Here is a 17,286-nt window from a genome sequence, read left to right as displayed (position 1 = left end):
GAAAGAGTGGTTGCGAGTGTTATATTTTGAGGGTAGCGATTTTTTCAGAGCTTCTTAAGTATGCCCCGTTGAACCAAAACCTCCTGTTCCACGGCTCTCGTTATGGCTTTGGGTATTTTGCTCTGGTTCAATGGCGCAAACATTGACTTGGGATACGGGAGCGATGACTGTTTGGGCAATGCGCATTCCCCGTTGGATAGAAAAGTCTTCTTGTCCTAAATTGATAAGAAGGACTTTGACTTCACCACGGTAATCACTATCAATTGTTCCTGGAGTGTTGAGGCATGTGATGCCGTGTTTTAAGGCTAAACCAGAGCGTGGACGTATTTGTGCTTCAAAACCTGGTTGAAGATGAAAGATCAGACCCGTTGGGATAAGGGCGCGTTGCCCCGGTGTGAGGACCACGGTTTCTTCTTCTCCAATTGCTGCACGTAGATCAAGACCCGCAGAACCAGCCGTTGCGTAGTGAGGAAGTTCTAAACCTTGTCCGTGTGCAAGACGCTGAACGGATAAAGTCTGGGCATGTGAAGGTTGAGAAGAGACAGGATGATTGTTTAGAGGGGCGTTGGTTTCAGTGTGCGACATGATCAAGGCATTTCCAAAATATGAGGTCTAGAAAGAAATGATACTTTAACAAAAGACATCCATAAAACCAAGTCGATAAAGGTTTGTTAATACAGGTTGTCCCCAGAGCTTGCTGATCTAGAATATTCCAAAACACCATCTGACACCAATAATGGTATTTTTCAATAATGGCATCATCAATGACGGCTTATGCCTAGGGACATGCGCTTATTTGAGATCTAAATTATGTTTACAGATAAGATTTTTTAGATACTACCGATAAGAATACCCGTGGCAAAAACCAGAGCACCACCAATGATGACCTGTAAAGAAGCGCGCCAAAAGGGAGTTGACATGAATTTGTTTTGGATCCAGACGATTGCGCCTAGTTCGAAAAAAACAATGATAAATGCAATAACTGTCGCTACATAAAAAGAGTTGATCAAATAGGGAAGAGTATGGCCCAACCCCCCTAATGTTGTCATAATGCCGCTGGCAAGACCTCTTTTTAATGGCGAACCACGCCCTGATAATTTACCGTCATCGTGGGCTGCTTCTGTGAAACCCATCGAAAGTCCTGCACCAATAGAAGCTGAAAGCCCTATCAAAAAAGTTTGATGTGTGTCTCCTGTGGCAAAAGCTGCTGCAAAAATGGGGGCAAGGGTAGAGACAGAGCCATCCATTAATCCTGCAAGACCTGGTTGAATCCAAGTCAAAAGTGTTTGTCTTTGCGTTTTCGAAGGTTTTTTTACGGTGTTATTGGCCACTGTTGTTTTTTTAGAGGGATGGCTACTCTTGCTTTTTACAAGAGAAGTTCGGTCACATAATGAACCGATAGTGTTTGCACGATTATGGCAAGTAAGGCACAAAAGTTCCTTATAATTTTCAAGCTCTTGAAGCCCCATGGCGGTAAAAACCGCCGCTTCCTTAGAGGAATAAGATTCTAGAGCTTTTGCATATTTCAAATAGAGCGCTGCATGCTGCTCTTTTACTTTGAGCGCTTGAAGCATCATTTTTTGTGCTGAACGAAAGAACAGAGCTTTACGTTGTACAAATGAAAAAAACGATCTCAACATTTTCTGTCCCTCTGCACTTTAGAATAGTTCTAAACCATAAGAAAAATAAACCAAAAGTCAATCTAAAAGTTAAAAACTGAAAAATTGCAAAAAGGTTGCACTGAGAAAAAAGAGTGCTGGGAAGTCAAGAAAGCAAAGGAGATTTATCAAGAAGTATGGTCACATGAAAGAAATGATTGCGTGAAAAAATTAAGAGACAATGTGCTTTATTTTGCTAAAGGGGCGTTTGAATGAAGTGTTTCAATGTATTGATGCTCGAGAATGTAGGGAAAGAAATAGGCTTGGCGTCATCATTCATTTTATGCGTTCAAAAGACTGTAACAGCTCTTGGAGTTTGAGATGATTCTTTTAAAGGAGACCTTTTTCAAGGGACAAAAGCCCATTTCGCGAGGGGGCCCCCGTGAAGAGTATAGAAGGGTAGAGCGATAAAATTTCCATGAAATAATATAAACTCCATTGAGTCTTCTTAATCTTTACGCTTCATAAAAGAGCAAGCCGGCATCATCATACACCTTAGCTCCCAGTGTTGCGACAGTCTTTAGCACGGTTTATTATGGGTATGGCATTTTATTGTACAGTTTTACGCCACTCGATCCCGCTTGTGGAGATGTAAGACAGTATTCTTATGATATTTACGCGCATTTTAGCGTTGTTACAGCTTTTGCATTTAGGTGGATTTGTTAGCGTGTAACGAATTATCTTTTGTGCTGTAATTGCAGGGGCAGGTTTAAGGGTGGGAGTGCATACAGGTTTAAGGGGGGGAGTGCATAAATGAGAGAGACATTATCATATCAAATTGTTTGATCACGCATAAAAATTTATGCTTTATGAAGGGGCATTTATCGCCTTGTAACTTGCCTGATATCTTGTATGAAAGCCCAAAATTCAGTAGGATTCTCTCACTTCAAAACTTCTTATATTGAAACAATTCAAATCATTTTCTTGTGTATCACAAGGATGGGTGTGGGTGTGGGATTATTAAAAAGTGTGATAAGTGCGCAATGTGAGGGGAGTATAATCTCTGTGTAGTGAAGGAGAGAAGCGAGTACCGTTTGATAAAATTGCTTTGTTCCGAGCTGTTTATAGTGACATAGTAAGAGAAGCAAAAGAGGGAAAATTAAGGGTAGAATGGTACTATCTTAGTGGTTTTCGGGTGGGGCATTTGAACGATCCTATTGCTGAATATTCTTCTGTTTCCCTAGATGATTTGAGGAAATGGCTTTTATTGCGTGGTAAGAGACCTAAAATTCTTTTCCCTGAGGATGATGCTGCTGAGACTAAGGACCAAAAATATGCGTTTCAAGATCCAACGCATCCACGTTATGCTCCAAAGCTTGCAGCTATTGTTGCGGCATGGGAAGCGGTGAGTGAGGTTGAGGGTGGTAAAACTGTTAAAGGAACGCTTGCAAAATGGTTGCAACAGAATGCTGATCAATATGATTTACACAATAAGAAAAATGGTAAGTTAAAAAAGGATGTTATTGAGGAATTAGCGGCTGTTGCGAATTGGGAACCTACCGGAGGGGCTCCTAAGACACCTGCCAGCTCTCTTTTATCAAAAGAAAAAAAATAAAAAGATCACTAAAATTGTGCTGTTTTTTTGATAATTTTGAAGATAATCTCTTTTTCTGGGGGAGATTTTTACTTTTCTTCCCTAGATTATAAGTAATTGTTTTTCAATGAAAATAATTTTTATAGTGTTCCTCTGACGGTTCAGACGGGGAAAATAGATATTTTGGGGCAGTAAAATTTACCCTGTAGTTTTCGTAACTTACCTCTCTATTTTTGTTTGATTTTTTTGGTCATTTTTAAAATCCGTTATCAATTTAAGGAGTGCAACATGATTAAAGTTAATCTTTTTTTTACTATGCGTAAAAGTGTGAAAATTTTTCGGGGAAATGTACGGATATTTGGCAATGTGTTGCGGATGAGGTGGTACATAAATCATTTAGAATAGGCGTATTATCGTGTTGGTTAAAGTTTGAATGATCGCTGTTATTCAAATAGTCGAAGTTGAGCGTTGTTACAGCTTTTGCATTTAGGTGGATTTTTTAGCGTGTAACGAATTATCTTTTGTGCTGCAATTTCAGGGGTAGGTTTAAGGGTGGGGGTGCATAAATGAGAGAGAGATATTATCATATCAAACAGTGTTCAATTTATCGCATTGCATTTGTGTGAATATAGCTGATCAAATTTTATTTATCATGTAGAGTGGGGAAAAGTTAACAATATTAATTGAATATAAAAAAACATAAACTGTAATCTGAATTACAGTTTATGTTATTAAGTATTAAATAAGCTTACTGTTTAAACTGTATTTAAGTGAAACGTTGTTTAAACGAGCATCCACGCACTGTCTGCAAAAGCATCAAATGCTTTTTGACCCGGTGTACGATAGGGAGCCCGCTTTTTAGAAAACAACCATGAAAAATACGCAATAAGACCCCAAAGTGCTGGTGCAAGTCCCATCATAACTCCTACCTTTACAACACCTTTTTTAAAATCTTGTTCAGTGCTTTGTGTTGAAATATGATCCATAACCATATCAATAGCTTTAACAACTTTATTTTCTTTTGACACTGTAGAAGCAAAATTAGAACCTTGAGAATGACTATTCAAATAATAAGCATTAGCTTCCAAAACCTGTGAAAAGAAAAAGGCTATTGTAACAATATATAACGCGATTTTTTGAAATATTTTCATTATAATGATCCAAATTTAAAAGATTTAATCAAAAAAGTTTTTTCATTACACTCTTTAAACAAAACAAAAAAAGCACCGTGGCATCCTATGATGCATAATTTCATTATGTGTTTAATGTGCTGTTAATACAAAGTGTTCAATTGCACATTTTGTATTATACTTTTATGTAATTTCCATAGTTTATTGATTCTGTCAACTTTTCAATTTTAGTTTTTAACTTAAATTATAAGCTGTAGTTTTTTTGTTAATTTAGAAATAAGTTTAAATTATATTATTGTTTTTATTGTATCATCTGTTTTGGTAAGTCGTAAACGCAATTCTATATTATTAACGGAGATATTTTTAATATACAAAATGTTTTTTAAATAAACAAAATGTAGTTTTATTGTGGTGTAAATGACATATGTTCTGTATGAATTTTTCAAATTTCATAGTATTTTATAAAAATGCTATGGATTATTGATGCAATTTTTAATATATATTGCGGTGTGAAGTAATCGTTTTTTGTTATCTCGTAAAAACACTATTTTGTGGTATGGTGATGTAAGTTCTGTGTTTAGCGTTATCGTTATCAATCGGTTATCATATGGTAAGTAAACTAATATTATTCAGATTATATAAGCATTATTAGCTCTCTTTACAGAAATAGATGCGTTCAAAGATGAATGGAGTATTCTGTGTAGTCTTAAAGCGTTTGAATCATTAAATGCTCTTTATTTTTCTTTTCAAAAATGCTGGCTTTTTCATCCGCTTCATCCGTATTGAGGGACGTAAATAAACAAGTTGTGAGGTCGAATATCTTTTGGTAAATTGAGCGATTGAACACTTCAAGAGCGCGAAGAACAAGGGATTATTTGTTATGCCAAATTATGAAAAATTTTTTTCAATCTTGGAAAGATATTCCCATTGCGGCAAATCATATAAAGTTTAAGCAACGGCAGCACGGTTTTTTGTGCAATGAAATGATAAATATGTACAACATCTCGGTAATCTCCGTGGGAAACTTTACCAGATCAATAGTACGGATAGTGTCTTCTGCTTACCCCAAATCGCAGATATTTCAAAACAACAACGGTGGAGAATGAATGTTGGATATGTTCTAGGGAAGGTTGCAAAAAATGGCTAAAAAGTTCTCAAAAAAAATACCAAAAATGACGAAAGGAGCGGTTGCCCACTCCTTCGTTCCTATCTCCCCTTTCGGGGAAGCGGCCACCATTACTGATGCCGTATATGGTGATACATATACGCTTATTTTTTTCAAAAGTCAATAGTGTAAATGCGGTAAATGTTTGAGCATCAGAGCTACAACTTTATGAAAATCTTCGCTGGATAATCTTGGAACGGTACGTGAGCAACTTAAACGACTTACAGAAACTGTTGTGACATAATTGCAGATAATCCATGCTTTTTTATTTTCTATGGGAGATTGTATTGGATACGCAGCGGGATTATTGGGTTGTGATTTCGTTGAAAAAGGTAAAACTGTCACATTTCCATATAATTTTGCATTCTTAGAAAGCACTAAAACAGGCCGCTTTTTCCAAAATTCAGGGAGTATCGAATCATGAGGAAAATCGCACCAAAAAACTTGTCTGATGCGTGGTGCCGATTTGATTCGTGGTTTTATGTGAGGTGGTTTTTTGTAAGGAGCATTTAAATCTCTTTCTCTTATATGCTCGCGCCATGCATTATAATCATGTTCCATCATAACACATGGTTCTTCAAGTTTGGTTATATCTAAGGAAATAGGTGATAGGGTAGAAGGCGCTGTGTTCTTATCTTCAGCCATAGCAGACCATTTATATTTATCGGTCCCCTCACTTATTATTTTACGGCTTTTCTACCACGAGTTTTTATCAAAATGTTGCTCATAAGTACAGAGAGGTGAAACCATAAAATGGATATATCTGCTTATTTTTGTCTTTTGCGTACAACGCTAGAGGAGGGATGTTGGTGATAGGAGGGATATTGGTGATAGGTGGGTTGTTGGGTTGGTTTGGCGGTGGGTGGTTTTGGGTGGTGATTGGTGACTGGAGGGTTGTTGGTTTAGGGGGAAGCGATTGGAGAGAACGAGTGCACGCGGCTTCATTTCTATTTTATGGTTAGAGTTTCTTATTGCTTGAAAGGAGTCCTTTTGAGGCAACATAAAAACTGATAAGCATGTAAAATAGACTAGCAACGACATTCCAGCCGGCAAATGAAAGAAAAAGAAAGCGTGCGGATGCTTCAGAACAAGAAGGGGGATGAATGTTGTTTAATTGGTTAAGAAGCTGGTTAATGTCTGAGGTTTTTCTCACTGCGCTTAAACCACAACTGAGGGGGGCTGCCCAAAAGCCATATTCAACACCTGCATGATAAATGGCTAAAACAAGGCTTATACACATTAAGACAAAAACACACAAAAATAAAAGTTGTATCCAAGCAGACATGCGAAAAAAACATGCCCCAAAACCTGCTAAGAGCAAAAAGGGTATGGCACCATAATAGGGAAAACGCTCTATGAGACACAAATCGCAAGGAAGATACCCTCCAAAATATTCAAAACCAAGGGCAAGACCTATTGTAGCGGACAAGCAAAAAGCGAGAAAAAAAGCCCATAAACTTTGTTCTTTTCTGCTGGGTTCAAGATGAAGGTGCTTGTATAAAAGTGGGTGAGAAGACAAAACGCACGCCATTAAGTCTGTTCCTTATAAAAGCTTTTTGTTTAAAAAAGCTATGAAAATCCCATAAATTAAAACGAGACTAACACAACCAATGAGAATAATCCATTTGAAATTCTGTACTAGAAAATTCATTGCTTTTTGCCCAAAATGTTTAATCAGCCACGCGAGAAGATAAAAACGAGCGCCTCTAGAAAAAATACAAATAAGAATGAAAAGTTCAAGACGTACACTCATTACACCGGCCAAAATTGTGACAATTTTGATGGGGGGAAGATGAAAAAAACCTGATGTTATCAGTAAAATGACTAGAAATTGCAGGGTTGCACTATTTTTCAGAGATTCAAAACTTTCAACCTTACCATAAATTTCTAAAATGGGTTTGGCAAGAGTATCATAGGCAAAATGTCCGATAAACCAACCGGCAATGCCTCCTAATACAGAACAGATAGTCGCAATCAAAGCATAGCGATAAACTCGCTTTTGATGGATAAGCAGCATCGGAATATATAAAACATCTATGGGAATTGGAAAAACAGAACTTTCAATAAAGGCAATGAAACCAAGCCAGTGTGGTGCAGTACGCCGATTTGCCAAAGAAATCGTCCAAAGCTTTAATTTGTTTAATATCATGAGGCTTTCTATAAATTTAAGAGGTAAAGACTTTACAAATGAGATTGTTATAAATCCGGTAGAGAAATCCAATAAAGAAAATATTTCATAAAACAGATAAGAAAATGATATGAATTCTTAAAAAATGAGAAGTCTGCTGTTGACGAATCTGTGCTTCTTCATATAGTGCAAAGGAATAATCGACAAGTCTGTATTTTAAGTACTGTCTTTTGTAGCAATGTGCGGGTGTGGTGGAACTGGTAGACGCGCCAGACTCAAAATCTGGTTCCGAGAGGAGTGTCGGTTCGAGTCCGACCACCCGCACCATCTCATAGAGATTTTCCTTTATCCTGTTATGGCGTATCATGTTAATTTATAAAACATGTGGGATTTATAAATAGTGTTCACTGTTTTGCATGTTGAATGAAAAACCTCGAATACCATAGGATTCTTTCATTTTAAGTTTGTTTATTTTAAGTTTATTTATAGTAAATTAACCGAAATCATGTCTTTTGTACATTGCAAGCTAGATGCGCTATTGTGGAATGAAATTTTACAAAATGTGGAATGAAATTTTACAAAAAATGAATAAAAATGCCTCTTAATAAACCGTTTCAAGGGCATCATTGGGGGGTAGGAGTATATGATGGATGGTGCCAGCTTGCACTTTTATCTTGCACTTTTATGAAGTGTAAAGATGATGCTCTATAGATTTTATATTCTTGTGGGCGTTATTGCAAAATGGGCGTCAGGGTTTTGAGAGATGTTTCTTGAAAACACGCATGTGAATTACCAACCCAAGTGTCTTGGATTTGAGTGTGTTTGGGATTTGAGTGTGTTTGGGATTTGAGTGTGTTTGGGATTTGAGTGTGTTTGGTTTGGAGCGCTGTCGTATGACATGAGGGGCGTGATCCAAAAAAGTCCCGTGAGAAACACAAGCATGAGGCAATGCGTAAACTCCTTTCTTTAAAAGACAGAGCTGTAGAGGCCTAAAAGATAGTGCTTTAGAGGCTTTGAAAGTCGTAAAACCGAAGTAAAAAGAAATAGTAAGGTTGGAAATTGGTTTTTGCCTTGACAACTTCATATTCTCCCCAAATGAAGCTGTCTCCCCGTTACAGAAATTACATAAACAGAGAACCGCAATATCCTCTCTCTACTCTGGTATACAATAGCTGTAAACACTGTCATTTGAAGTGTGGTCATATAGGGTCTGTAAACTTCCTTGAAACGTTACAGTAATTTTTTTTCAGTGTGTGTTGGATATTCTTAAGAGTGTTTGTTTTACTTTAGGTTTAAGGGCATTCCATGGGGAGGCGCCAAGAGGAGCCTGCCCCAAGAGTCCCCAAGAGTTGTTGTGTTTTTACAAACGGACATGATTTTAGAAATGGGTTTTAGAATCTTGATCCTTTGAGAGTGGGGAGGCAAGTCAACATCATCCTATAAAACTGCAATTGATGCACAATATCCATAGTTCTTTTAAAGAAACATCTCTTAATAACTGCTCTCATTTATTTTACGATGGTAGCCAGTGGTATGATGGTAAAGCTTTTATATTCTAAATGTATACATGAAAGGGGGAGAGGATAGGAGCTTGCTTTAAAAGAGGGAGAGGCTTTATTGTTTTGTGACGATTTGTTTACAGTTTAGTCTTGGTTTTTAGAATCTGCGTCTTTTTAGGAGGAAAAGAGGCATAAAAAAAACCCCGTTTTAACAGGGTTTTTTAAGAGTTCAATTTTTCTACAAAACTTAGAATTTATAAGCGATACCAAAGCGAACATCATGCGTTTGAGAAGAGATTTCAAGGTTATCGTCTGCAAATTTCTTTTTCAAAAAATCTGAATAACGATATTCTGTACGCATGATGATATTATCTGTCATTGCAAGATCAAAACCACCACCAATAGTGTAACCAAACATTGTTTTTGTTTTATCTAACACATCGCCAGAAGCAAAAACTGTCGAATCTTCTTGTGATTTTGATAAAAGTGACATGATATATTGCATTTGTGTATAGGCTATACCCCCTGCAACATAAGGCATAAGACGATGGGAAGCAAAACCAATACGCGCGCGTGCAGCACCAGACCATTTTTCTTTCAATGTTACACTGCTGACAACAATGTCACCATAGTTGGGTATCGTTTCATCCTGAGCTGCAGGTTTTACGATAGGAATCCCAGCTTCTTTAAAGGCAATGTTAATAGAGTCTAATTCATCTAGAATTTTCTTTCCATTGTCTGTTTGGGTGCTTTTCCTCCCAGACCAGACTATGTCCGTATCAAAACCGAAAACAAGGTTCTCTCCCAGATCAATATTAGAACCTGCATACAAACCTGCTCTCAATCCTGATGGTTTCGGTGATAAATCTCTATCAACCCAAGCCCATTTTCCGTCCCTGGCTTCTTTTGCGTAATCTAGAGTATTTTTACTGGAAAAATATCCAATTTGTCCTCCAAAATAAAAACCAGACCAAGAAAAAGGCGCAGAAACAGTAACCGGTGTGATACGTGACGATGAATCATTTTGCAATGAAACCTTCGGTTTTGATTGCTCAAAGATTACCGTATCTGCTGCTTGCGCTGTTGAAGTGGTAATGAAAGTGAAAATAGATAGTGCGATTAAATATTTTGTTTTCATAAAAACATCCCCAATTCATTTCGGATACAAATCGTATTATATACAAATTGGTTAAAAAAATCTATAGTTAATATCATTATGAAAACTAAAATACGTATAAAATCTATAATTAACCATATTAAAGTGTTTTTAAAACTTGTTTTCGTGCTATTATTCCGCGTTTTTCTTAATTTTTCAGGGTTTGTATATATTCCTTCAGTGTTTTCTATGTTTTAGAAAAAAATATAGTATAGTAAATAAGATTTTAATTTTTTTAAAGAACCATTATTATATATATATTAAAAATACTCTTTGTTATTCAGTGTTAAATATATTGTCTATAATGATTGATATCATTGTGCTTAATATTCAATTGATCGTAAAAAATGCATATTGGCACCATCACATTCTTTGCTCGTTTCTGATATTGCGTAGCTTTGTATTGCGATAGCCTTTTGAGCACTTGAGAGGATGAGCGACTTTATTTCTTTATTTCTTTTTTTATCTATATGCCACTTTTGCTTATAACAATCCAAGCGAATAGTTTTGATTGATTGAATGGGATATGAAGAATAAGAAGGAGCAAAGTGCGAGAATCTGATGTTTCATGAGGTTTCTCATGCACCATGTAAAACGATAAATTCTTCTTTTCGTTCGCTTAAAGCCGGAACGTGGATGAGCGCCTAAAAACTGAATGTCGTTGGCAATTTTAAAGAGATTAGCGCGTGCACTCAGGTTTTTGTGGAAATGGGTGAGGGCGCCATGATAGGTAAATGCCTCAAATTTTTTGCGAACTGTCAAGGGTATCCCCGTCAGAGAGCTGATTGTTTCAGTAAAGGCCAAAACCTTTCGGTGCATTGAGTTTTTTCCAACAGCTGTTCCTCTATTGAGCACTTCTATCTTCACGCTTCATAAAGGAGACATTTCTCAATGCTCCCAAACCCATTTCATGGCGGTGGCTCGTGAATGGTATAAAGATAAAGCCATTGAGCCCCCCTTATCTTTACGCTTCATAAAGAATCAAGCCGGTACGATCATTATATTTACCAGCTCGTGGGTGTTGTGACAGCCCTCTCCACAATGTTGTGACAGTTCTTGGCACTTGAGGCGGTTCGTTAGAGGCGTTTTTAGTCATTTCTTATTTTATACAACTTCTATCCATACATTTATCCCGCTTGTGATGTGGAAGTAAGTGATTTTGATTGATTTAACATGGGACAGATTTAAAATGAGAAAATCCTACGGTATTCAGGATTCTCATTCAATATGAATGACGCGAGATTATCATTATAGATAAATACATTATCTCATTGAGACAAGAGCAGAAATATGGACCAGAGCCTAAAATGAACGCTGTGGGTAATCGTTATCGGTCATCGTCGGGGTGTAAACACCCCGATCTTTTGACAGAAAGATTTGTTTTAAGACGTTTGCATCTTTTTTTAGTGAGTTGTTTATTGGGGAGAAATCATCTTTTTGGGATCAACCAGCCGGTCATAATCAGCTCCAGAAACGCCAGCTTTTATTGCTTCTGCGCGCAAAGTTGTATCATTTTTATGCGCTGCTTTGGCAATTTCAGCAGCTTTTTCATAGCCAATTTCTGGTGCAAGAGCTGTGACTAACATGAGTGAGCGCTCCATGAGCGAGTGAATATGAATGCGATTGGCTCGTAATCCTTGAATGCAATGTTCATCAAAAGAGCGCATGCAATCACCAAGAAGGGTAATTGATTGTAAAACGTTATAGCCAATAACAGGTTTATAAACGTTGAGTTCAAAATGTCCTTGGCTTGCGGCAAAGGTTACGCTGGTGTGATTGCCAAAAACTTGGCATGCGACCATGGTTAAGGCTTCACATTGCGTGGGATTAACTTTGCCTGGCATGATGGAAGATCCGGGTTCATTTTCGGGAAGACTGAGTTCCCCTAAACCTGAACGTGGTCCTGAGCCCAAAAATCGAATGTCATTAGCAATTTTAAACAGATCAGCAGCAAGAGCATTCAAGCTCCCATGGAAATGCGCAAGGGCTCCATGATGGGCGAGTGCTTCAAATTTATTGCTGGCAGTTTGAAACGTTATTCCTGTGAAAGCGCTCACTGTTTGCGCAAAAGCAATGTCAAAACCTTTTGGCGCATTTAGTCCTGTGCCAACAGCCGTGCCACCTTGAGCAAGCATGTGGACATCGGTTAGAGCATTTTCAATGCGCTGAAGATTGGCTTCTAATGCGGCACGATAGCCTGAAAATTCTTGTCCTAAGGTTAAAGGCGTTGCATCTTGGGTATGGGTGCGGCCGATTTTAATGATGTCTGCAAATTCTTGCTCTTTTTGTTTTAGTGTAGCAATAAGAGCTTCAAGGATTGGCAGTAAGTGTTGGCGTGTTTGCAACGTGGTGGCAATGTGAAGCGCTGTGGGAAAGGAATCGTTCGATGATTGACTCATATTGACATGGTCATTGGGATGAACTGGTTTTTTGCTTCCAAGTTTTCCTCCCAAAATCTTACTGGCACGATTAGCAATGACTTCATTGACATTCATATTGCTTTGTGTACCAGAACCTGTTTGCCAGACGGAGAGTGGGAAATGCGTATCAAAATCGCCGGCAAGCACTTCATCGGCGGCGGCAATAATTGCTTTTCCAATATTTGCTGGTAGTTTTCCTTTGTCCATATTTACAACAGCTGCAGCTTTTTTGATAAGGACTAAGGCATAGATGATGGCAAGAGGCTGCTTTTCACTGCCAATATTAAAATTATGCAGTGAACGTTCAGTTTGTGCTCCCCAATAACGATCTTGACGTACCGAAATCGTTCCAAAGCTATCCGTTTCCTGACGTGTTTCAACCATGATAAGATCCTTTTTTGTTCACGGGTTCTTAAAAAAGCTAAATAACGCGAAAGTGCAATGAGAGGCAAGACTTTGAAGCTTCATTTAGAGAAATTATTTTATGGCTATTCTTGACATTAAGAGATGCAGATTTTATATCTAACTTATACTAGCACTCTCAAGCTATGAGTGCTAGCAAGAACTTTTAAGATTAATGCAATTATGTTCAGTTTTAAGGATTTAAAACATGGCTAATATACAATTCCGCCCACTTCACGACCGTGTCGTTGTCCGTCGGGTTGAATCTGAAAATAAAACGGCTGGTGGGATTATCATCCCTGATACAGCAAAAGAAAAACCTCAAGAAGGCGAAGTGATTGCTGTTGGCAATGGCGCTCTCGATGATAACGGAAAGCGTGTGCCTTTAGAAGTCAAAACAGGAGACCGTATCCTCTTTGGAAAATGGTCTGGAACTGAAGTCAAGATTAATGGGGAAGACCTCCTCATCATGAAAGAATCTGACATTATGGGAATTATGGGCTAATTGAAGCGCTTAACTTTTCATTGTGTACTATTTTGAGAAAACTCCAAGGAGAAATTAAATGGCTGCTAAAGAAGTCAAATTTGGCCGTGAAGCGCGTGAGCGTTTGTTGCGCGGTGTCGACATCCTTGCTAATGCTGTTAAGGTGACACTCGGCCCTAAAGGTCGTAATGTGGTGATTGATAAATCATTCGGTGCGCCTCGCATCACAAAAGATGGTGTATCCGTTGCAAAGGAAATTGAACTTGAAGATAAGTTCGAAAATATGGGTGCACAAATGTTGCGCGAAGTTGCTTCTAAAACCAATGATATCGCTGGTGATGGAACAACAACAGCAACTGTTTTAGGACAAGCTATTGTGCAAGAAGGCGTTAAAGCTGTTGCTGCTGGCATGAACCCAATGGATCTTAAACGCGGGATTGATGCTGCTGTGGATGAAGTGGTGGCAAACCTCTTCAAAAAAGCAAAAAAAATCCAAACTTCAGCAGAAATTGCACAAGTAGGAACTATTTCTGCTAATGGTGCTGCTGAAATCGGTAAAATGATCGCTGATGCTATGGAAAAAGTGGGCAATGAAGGCGTCATTACCGTAGAAGAAGCTAAAACTGCTGAAACGGAATTAGAAGTCGTTGAAGGAATGCAATTTGACCGTGGGTATCTTTCCCCTTATTTTGTCACAAATGCTGAGAAAATGGTCGCTGATCTTGATGATCCTTACATTCTCATTCACGAAAAGAAATTGTCTAATTTGCAATCTCTTCTTCCAGTGCTTGAAGCTGTTGTGCAATCTGGAAAACCACTTCTCATTATCGCTGAAGATGTGGAAGGTGAAGCTTTGGCAACGCTCGTGGTTAACAAGTTGCGTGGTGGTTTGAAAATTGCTGCTGTAAAAGCACCTGGATTTGGTGATCGCCGTAAAGCCATGTTAGAGGATATCGCAATCTTGACATCCGGACAGGTTATTTCTGAAGATGTGGGCATTAAACTTGAAAATGTCACTTTGGATATGCTTGGACGTGCAAAGAAAGTGAATATTTCTAAAGAAAACACCACCATTATTGATGGTGCTGGACAAAAGTCTGAAATTACTGCTCGCGTCAATCAAATCAAGGCTCAGATCGAAGAAACAACTTCTGACTATGACCGTGAGAAATTGCAAGAAAGACTTGCTAAACTCGCTGGTGGTGTTGCTGTTATCCGCGTGGGTGGTGCAACAGAAGTTGAAGTGAAAGAAAAGAAAGACCGTGTTGATGATGCTTTGAATGCAACACGTGCTGCTGTTGAAGAAGGTATTGTTGCTGGTGGTGGTACCGCATTGTTGCGTGCAGCAAATGCGTTGACCGTTAAAGGAAGCAATCCTGACCAAGAAGCAGGTATTCATATCGTTCGTCGTGCTCTTCAAGCGCCAGCACGTCAAATCGCAACCAATGCCGGTGAAGAAGCCGCTATTATTGTGGGCAAAGTGCTGGAAAATAATGCTGACACTTATGGTTACAATACTGCCACGGGTGAATTTGGTGATTTGATTGCTTTGGGAATTGTTGATCCAGTGAAAGTTGTGCGTTCTGCTCTCCAGAATGCGGCTTCAATTGCTAGCCTTCTGATTACAACAGAAGCAATGGTTGCTGAAGTTCCAAAGAAAGATACACCAATGCCTCCAATGCCTGGTGGCGGAATGGGTGGAATGGGCGGAATGGATTTCTAAGCTCTTATTCCATAGAAGTAATAAAGAAACGGGCTTTCTGTGCCCGTTTTTTTTAATGCTTTTTCACGTTTTGCAACCGGTGAATTTGGTGATTTGATTACTTTCAAGAATTGTTGATCCAGTGAAAGTTTTTGCGTTCTGCTCTCCAGAATGCGGCTTCAATTGCTAGCCTTCTGATTACAACAGAAGCAATGGTTGCTGAAGTTCCAAAGAAAGATACACTAATGCCTCCAATGTTTAGGTGGCGGAATGGGTGGAATGGGCGGAATGGATTTCTAAGCTCTTATTCCTTAGAAGTAATAAAGAAACGGGCTTTCTGTGCCCGTTTTTTTTAAATGCTTTTTCGCTTTTCGTACAGTTCTTCCTTTTATGATAGTGATCTTATAGCATTTTGTTATTTTTCATTGGTTGATGTATCGCCATTGTGAATAGATCTCTCTCTTTATTCATGACTTTTTCTCTTGTATTTATGAGATGTTTTTATTGTGCGGGGATCGTGGTTTTCTTTGAAAATATTTTATTGATAAAAATACAACTTTTTGATTTATAGTCATTTCTTTCTTGTACAGTTCTATTTTTTCATTTTAAGTTTATGTATGCACCATTAAAAAATCTTGTGTTTGTACTTTCGTGTTTGCGCTTTAGAAGGGCAAATAGTTTTTATGAACCAACGCAAGAGTTCGTGCTCATTGAAAGTTGAAGAGAGAAAGTTGGACAGAGCATGTTGGGTCTTGTTTGTTTTTTTATGAATAAGATGCTGGTGTTTAAGATTTTGTATGAAAACAAAATTTAAGGTTTGCTCTGTTAAAGGGCTTTTGTATACTGGGACAAGCATATCTCTGTTTGGTTAATCTCTGCAATAGAAAGACAGCCTCATTGAGGAAGAATGTAAAGGCATATAATCACTCTTCTTGTCATCATCTTTTTGCTTTACGACTTTTAAAGGTATTTATAGTAATATCTTATTAAATAATGAAGATGATGCCTCAAACTTTTGTTGCTTGCGTATCTTTTTTTGTGAAATCCCTCACGGAAAGCAGAAAAGCCGCAAATATATTTGTCTCCAAATATACATTTTTTCATATTGACGTGTTTTTTAAGAGACATCTCGCTCGTCACACCGATTTCGCAATGGACTCGTGAATGGCATAAGGGCAAAGTTCTCATGAAGTGCATAAAACTATAGGGCACGATCATCTTTACGCTTAATAAAAGAATACGCGAACGTTATCATACATGTTTTCAGCTCTCAATGTTATGACAAGCCGTTAGTTCGTGAGACGGTGAGGCATGCCTTGCTTGTATAGTTTTGACCCATACACTGTAATGTGCAAGCGACATGGTTTGGATTGTTTCAAAAGAAACAGGTTTGGAAATGAGAGAATCCCACGATATACAGGGTTTTAATTCAAGTTGAAGAGTGCTTAATGATAGTTATAAATCAATGTGATGTGGTTTTACGGTTTTCAAGAGCATTGCATTCTTGCAAATAACGATAATCATGTGTTGCTTCACATTTTTTAATGGGTTTTAATGGAGCAACGCTTTTATTTATAATAATAATTCATTGTTTTGTATGTTGAATAAGAGATTTTTATTGCGGTGGATTTTTTCATTTCAATTCTCTCTTATGTTGAAACAATCTCAATCATTTTCTTATACCTCACAAGTGGAGGGAGCTAGGGTAAAATACTTAAAGAAAATAAAAATGCCTCTCATGAATATTCTCAAATAGTCAGTTTTTTATAAACAGAGTTTTTATAAATATTGGGGATTGGTAATGCGTAGGGTGGTGTCTGATTGCTCTTTTTTTAAGTGTAAAGAAAGGGGATTTTAGGCAAGTTAATGCTTTTTGCGTTGTTTACTTATGCAATTATTAAAAAAATATCTCTAAATATTTTTAAATTTTTTCGCGATGGTATCTTCCCGATGGGATTTGTGAAGAGTATACAATATTTTTGAGGATCAATAGGTTATTAAAAAAATG

13 protein-coding genes, 1 tRNA gene and 2 pseudogenes are annotated in these 17,286 nt (G+C 37.8%); 6 read left to right on the top strand and 10 right to left on the bottom strand.

Annotated elements, in window-relative coordinates; translation table 11 throughout:
• Window positions 1–54: 54 nt before the first annotated feature.
• Both dut and ACFIKQ_RS01900 read right to left on the bottom strand, forming a co-directional pair.
• Window positions 55–585 carry a dUTP diphosphatase gene (gene dut, locus ACFIKQ_RS01905; protein WP_375655728.1) on the bottom strand — a complete coding sequence of 177 codons (531 nt, stop codon included), beginning with the start codon at window positions 583–585 and terminating at the stop codon, window positions 55–57.
• 245 nt (window positions 586–830) lie between these two features.
• Complete coding sequence (locus ACFIKQ_RS01900) at window positions 831–1,640, bottom strand: VIT1/CCC1 transporter family protein (RefSeq protein WP_375635564.1); 810 nt, start codon at window positions 1,638–1,640, stop codon at window positions 831–833.
• Window positions 1,641–2,706: 1,066 nt separating this feature from the next.
• Between ACFIKQ_RS01900 and ACFIKQ_RS01895 the strand changes: the two genes are divergently transcribed.
• Window positions 2,707–3,213 (top strand): hypothetical protein, encoded by a 507-nt coding sequence (locus ACFIKQ_RS01895; RefSeq protein WP_375655726.1) that lies wholly within the window; start codon window positions 2,707–2,709, stop codon window positions 3,211–3,213.
• Between the two features lie 761 nt (window positions 3,214–3,974).
• Here the strand turns inward: ACFIKQ_RS01895 and ACFIKQ_RS01890 are convergent.
• Together ACFIKQ_RS01890 and ACFIKQ_RS01885 are read right to left on the bottom strand one after the other, a co-directional pair.
• The gene (locus ACFIKQ_RS01890; protein WP_375655724.1) at window positions 3,975–4,343 is read right to left on the bottom strand and encodes a hypothetical protein; all 369 of its coding nucleotides are present in this window, start codon (window positions 4,341–4,343) and stop codon (window positions 3,975–3,977) included.
• A gap of 1,264 nt (window positions 4,344–5,607) precedes the next feature.
• Window positions 5,608–6,132: a type II toxin-antitoxin system PemK/MazF family toxin gene (locus ACFIKQ_RS01885; RefSeq protein ID WP_375635568.1), complete on the bottom strand. Its 525-nt coding sequence runs from the start codon at window positions 6,130–6,132 to the stop codon at window positions 5,608–5,610.
• A 164-nt stretch (window positions 6,133–6,296) separates the two neighbouring features.
• Between ACFIKQ_RS01885 and ACFIKQ_RS01880 the strand changes: the two genes are divergently transcribed.
• Window positions 6,297–6,449 (top strand): hypothetical protein, encoded by a 153-nt coding sequence (locus ACFIKQ_RS01880; RefSeq protein WP_375652749.1) that lies wholly within the window; start codon window positions 6,297–6,299, stop codon window positions 6,447–6,449.
• On the opposite strand, the gene ACFIKQ_RS01875 is transcribed toward ACFIKQ_RS01880, so the two are convergent.
• Window positions 6,446–7,018, bottom strand: a complete 573-nt coding sequence (locus ACFIKQ_RS01875; RefSeq protein ID WP_015856908.1) for a disulfide bond formation protein B — start codon at window positions 7,016–7,018, stop codon at window positions 6,446–6,448. The two genes, ACFIKQ_RS01880 and ACFIKQ_RS01875, sit on opposite strands and share 4 nt — an antisense overlap.
• 12 nt (window positions 7,019–7,030) lie before the next feature.
• Window positions 7,031–7,636 carry a YqaA family protein gene (locus ACFIKQ_RS01870; RefSeq protein WP_015856907.1) on the bottom strand — a complete coding sequence of 202 codons (606 nt, stop codon included), beginning with the start codon at window positions 7,634–7,636 and terminating at the stop codon, window positions 7,031–7,033.
• A gap of 221 nt (window positions 7,637–7,857) precedes the next feature.
• Between ACFIKQ_RS01870 and ACFIKQ_RS01865 the strand changes: the two genes are divergently transcribed.
• Window positions 7,858–7,942 (top strand) — tRNA-Leu (locus ACFIKQ_RS01865).
• 1,419 nt (window positions 7,943–9,361) lie between these two features.
• Here ACFIKQ_RS01865 and ACFIKQ_RS01860 read toward each other — a convergent pair.
• The 4 genes and pseudogenes from ACFIKQ_RS01860 to fumC (ACFIKQ_RS01845) form a co-directional block, all read right to left on the bottom strand.
• Window positions 9,362–10,252 carry an outer membrane protein gene (locus ACFIKQ_RS01860; RefSeq protein ID WP_375635570.1) on the bottom strand — a complete coding sequence of 297 codons (891 nt, stop codon included), beginning with the start codon at window positions 10,250–10,252 and terminating at the stop codon, window positions 9,362–9,364.
• A 642-nt stretch (window positions 10,253–10,894) separates the two neighbouring features.
• Window positions 10,895–11,113 (bottom strand): annotated as a pseudogene (gene fumC / locus ACFIKQ_RS01855) (class II fumarate hydratase); the annotation flags it as partial.
• 121 nt (window positions 11,114–11,234) lie between these two features.
• Window positions 11,235–11,366, bottom strand: coding sequence for a hypothetical protein (locus tag ACFIKQ_RS01850; protein WP_375635571.1), 132 nt, complete (start codon window positions 11,364–11,366; stop codon window positions 11,235–11,237).
• A 319-nt stretch (window positions 11,367–11,685) separates the two neighbouring features.
• Entirely contained in the window at window positions 11,686–13,074 is a 1,389-nt protein-coding gene (gene fumC / locus ACFIKQ_RS01845; protein WP_375635572.1) for a class II fumarate hydratase, read from the bottom strand.
• A 226-nt stretch (window positions 13,075–13,300) separates the two neighbouring features.
• Between fumC (ACFIKQ_RS01845) and groES the strand changes: the two genes are divergently transcribed.
• The 3 genes and pseudogenes from groES to groEL all read left to right on the top strand — a co-directional run.
• The gene (gene groES, locus ACFIKQ_RS01840) at window positions 13,301–13,597 is read left to right on the top strand and encodes a co-chaperone GroES (RefSeq protein ID WP_005774667.1); all 297 of its coding nucleotides are present in this window, start codon (window positions 13,301–13,303) and stop codon (window positions 13,595–13,597) included.
• Window positions 13,598–13,655: 58 nt separating this feature from the next.
• Entirely contained in the window at window positions 13,656–15,299 is a 1,644-nt protein-coding gene (groL, locus tag ACFIKQ_RS01835) for a chaperonin GroEL (protein WP_015856904.1), read from the top strand.
• A 75-nt stretch (window positions 15,300–15,374) separates the two neighbouring features.
• Window positions 15,375–15,578 (top strand): annotated as a pseudogene (gene groEL / locus ACFIKQ_RS09115) (chaperonin GroEL); the annotation flags it as partial.
• Window positions 15,579–17,286 lie beyond the last annotated feature (1,708 nt).

It is taken from the genome of Bartonella sp. MR63HLJHH, from assembly GCF_042194155.1.
Classification (GTDB): Bacteria; Pseudomonadota; Alphaproteobacteria; order Rhizobiales; family Rhizobiaceae; genus Bartonella; species Bartonella grahamii.
Note: the sequence above shows the minus strand (reverse complement) of the source record. Positions and strands in the feature narration are given on the sequence as shown.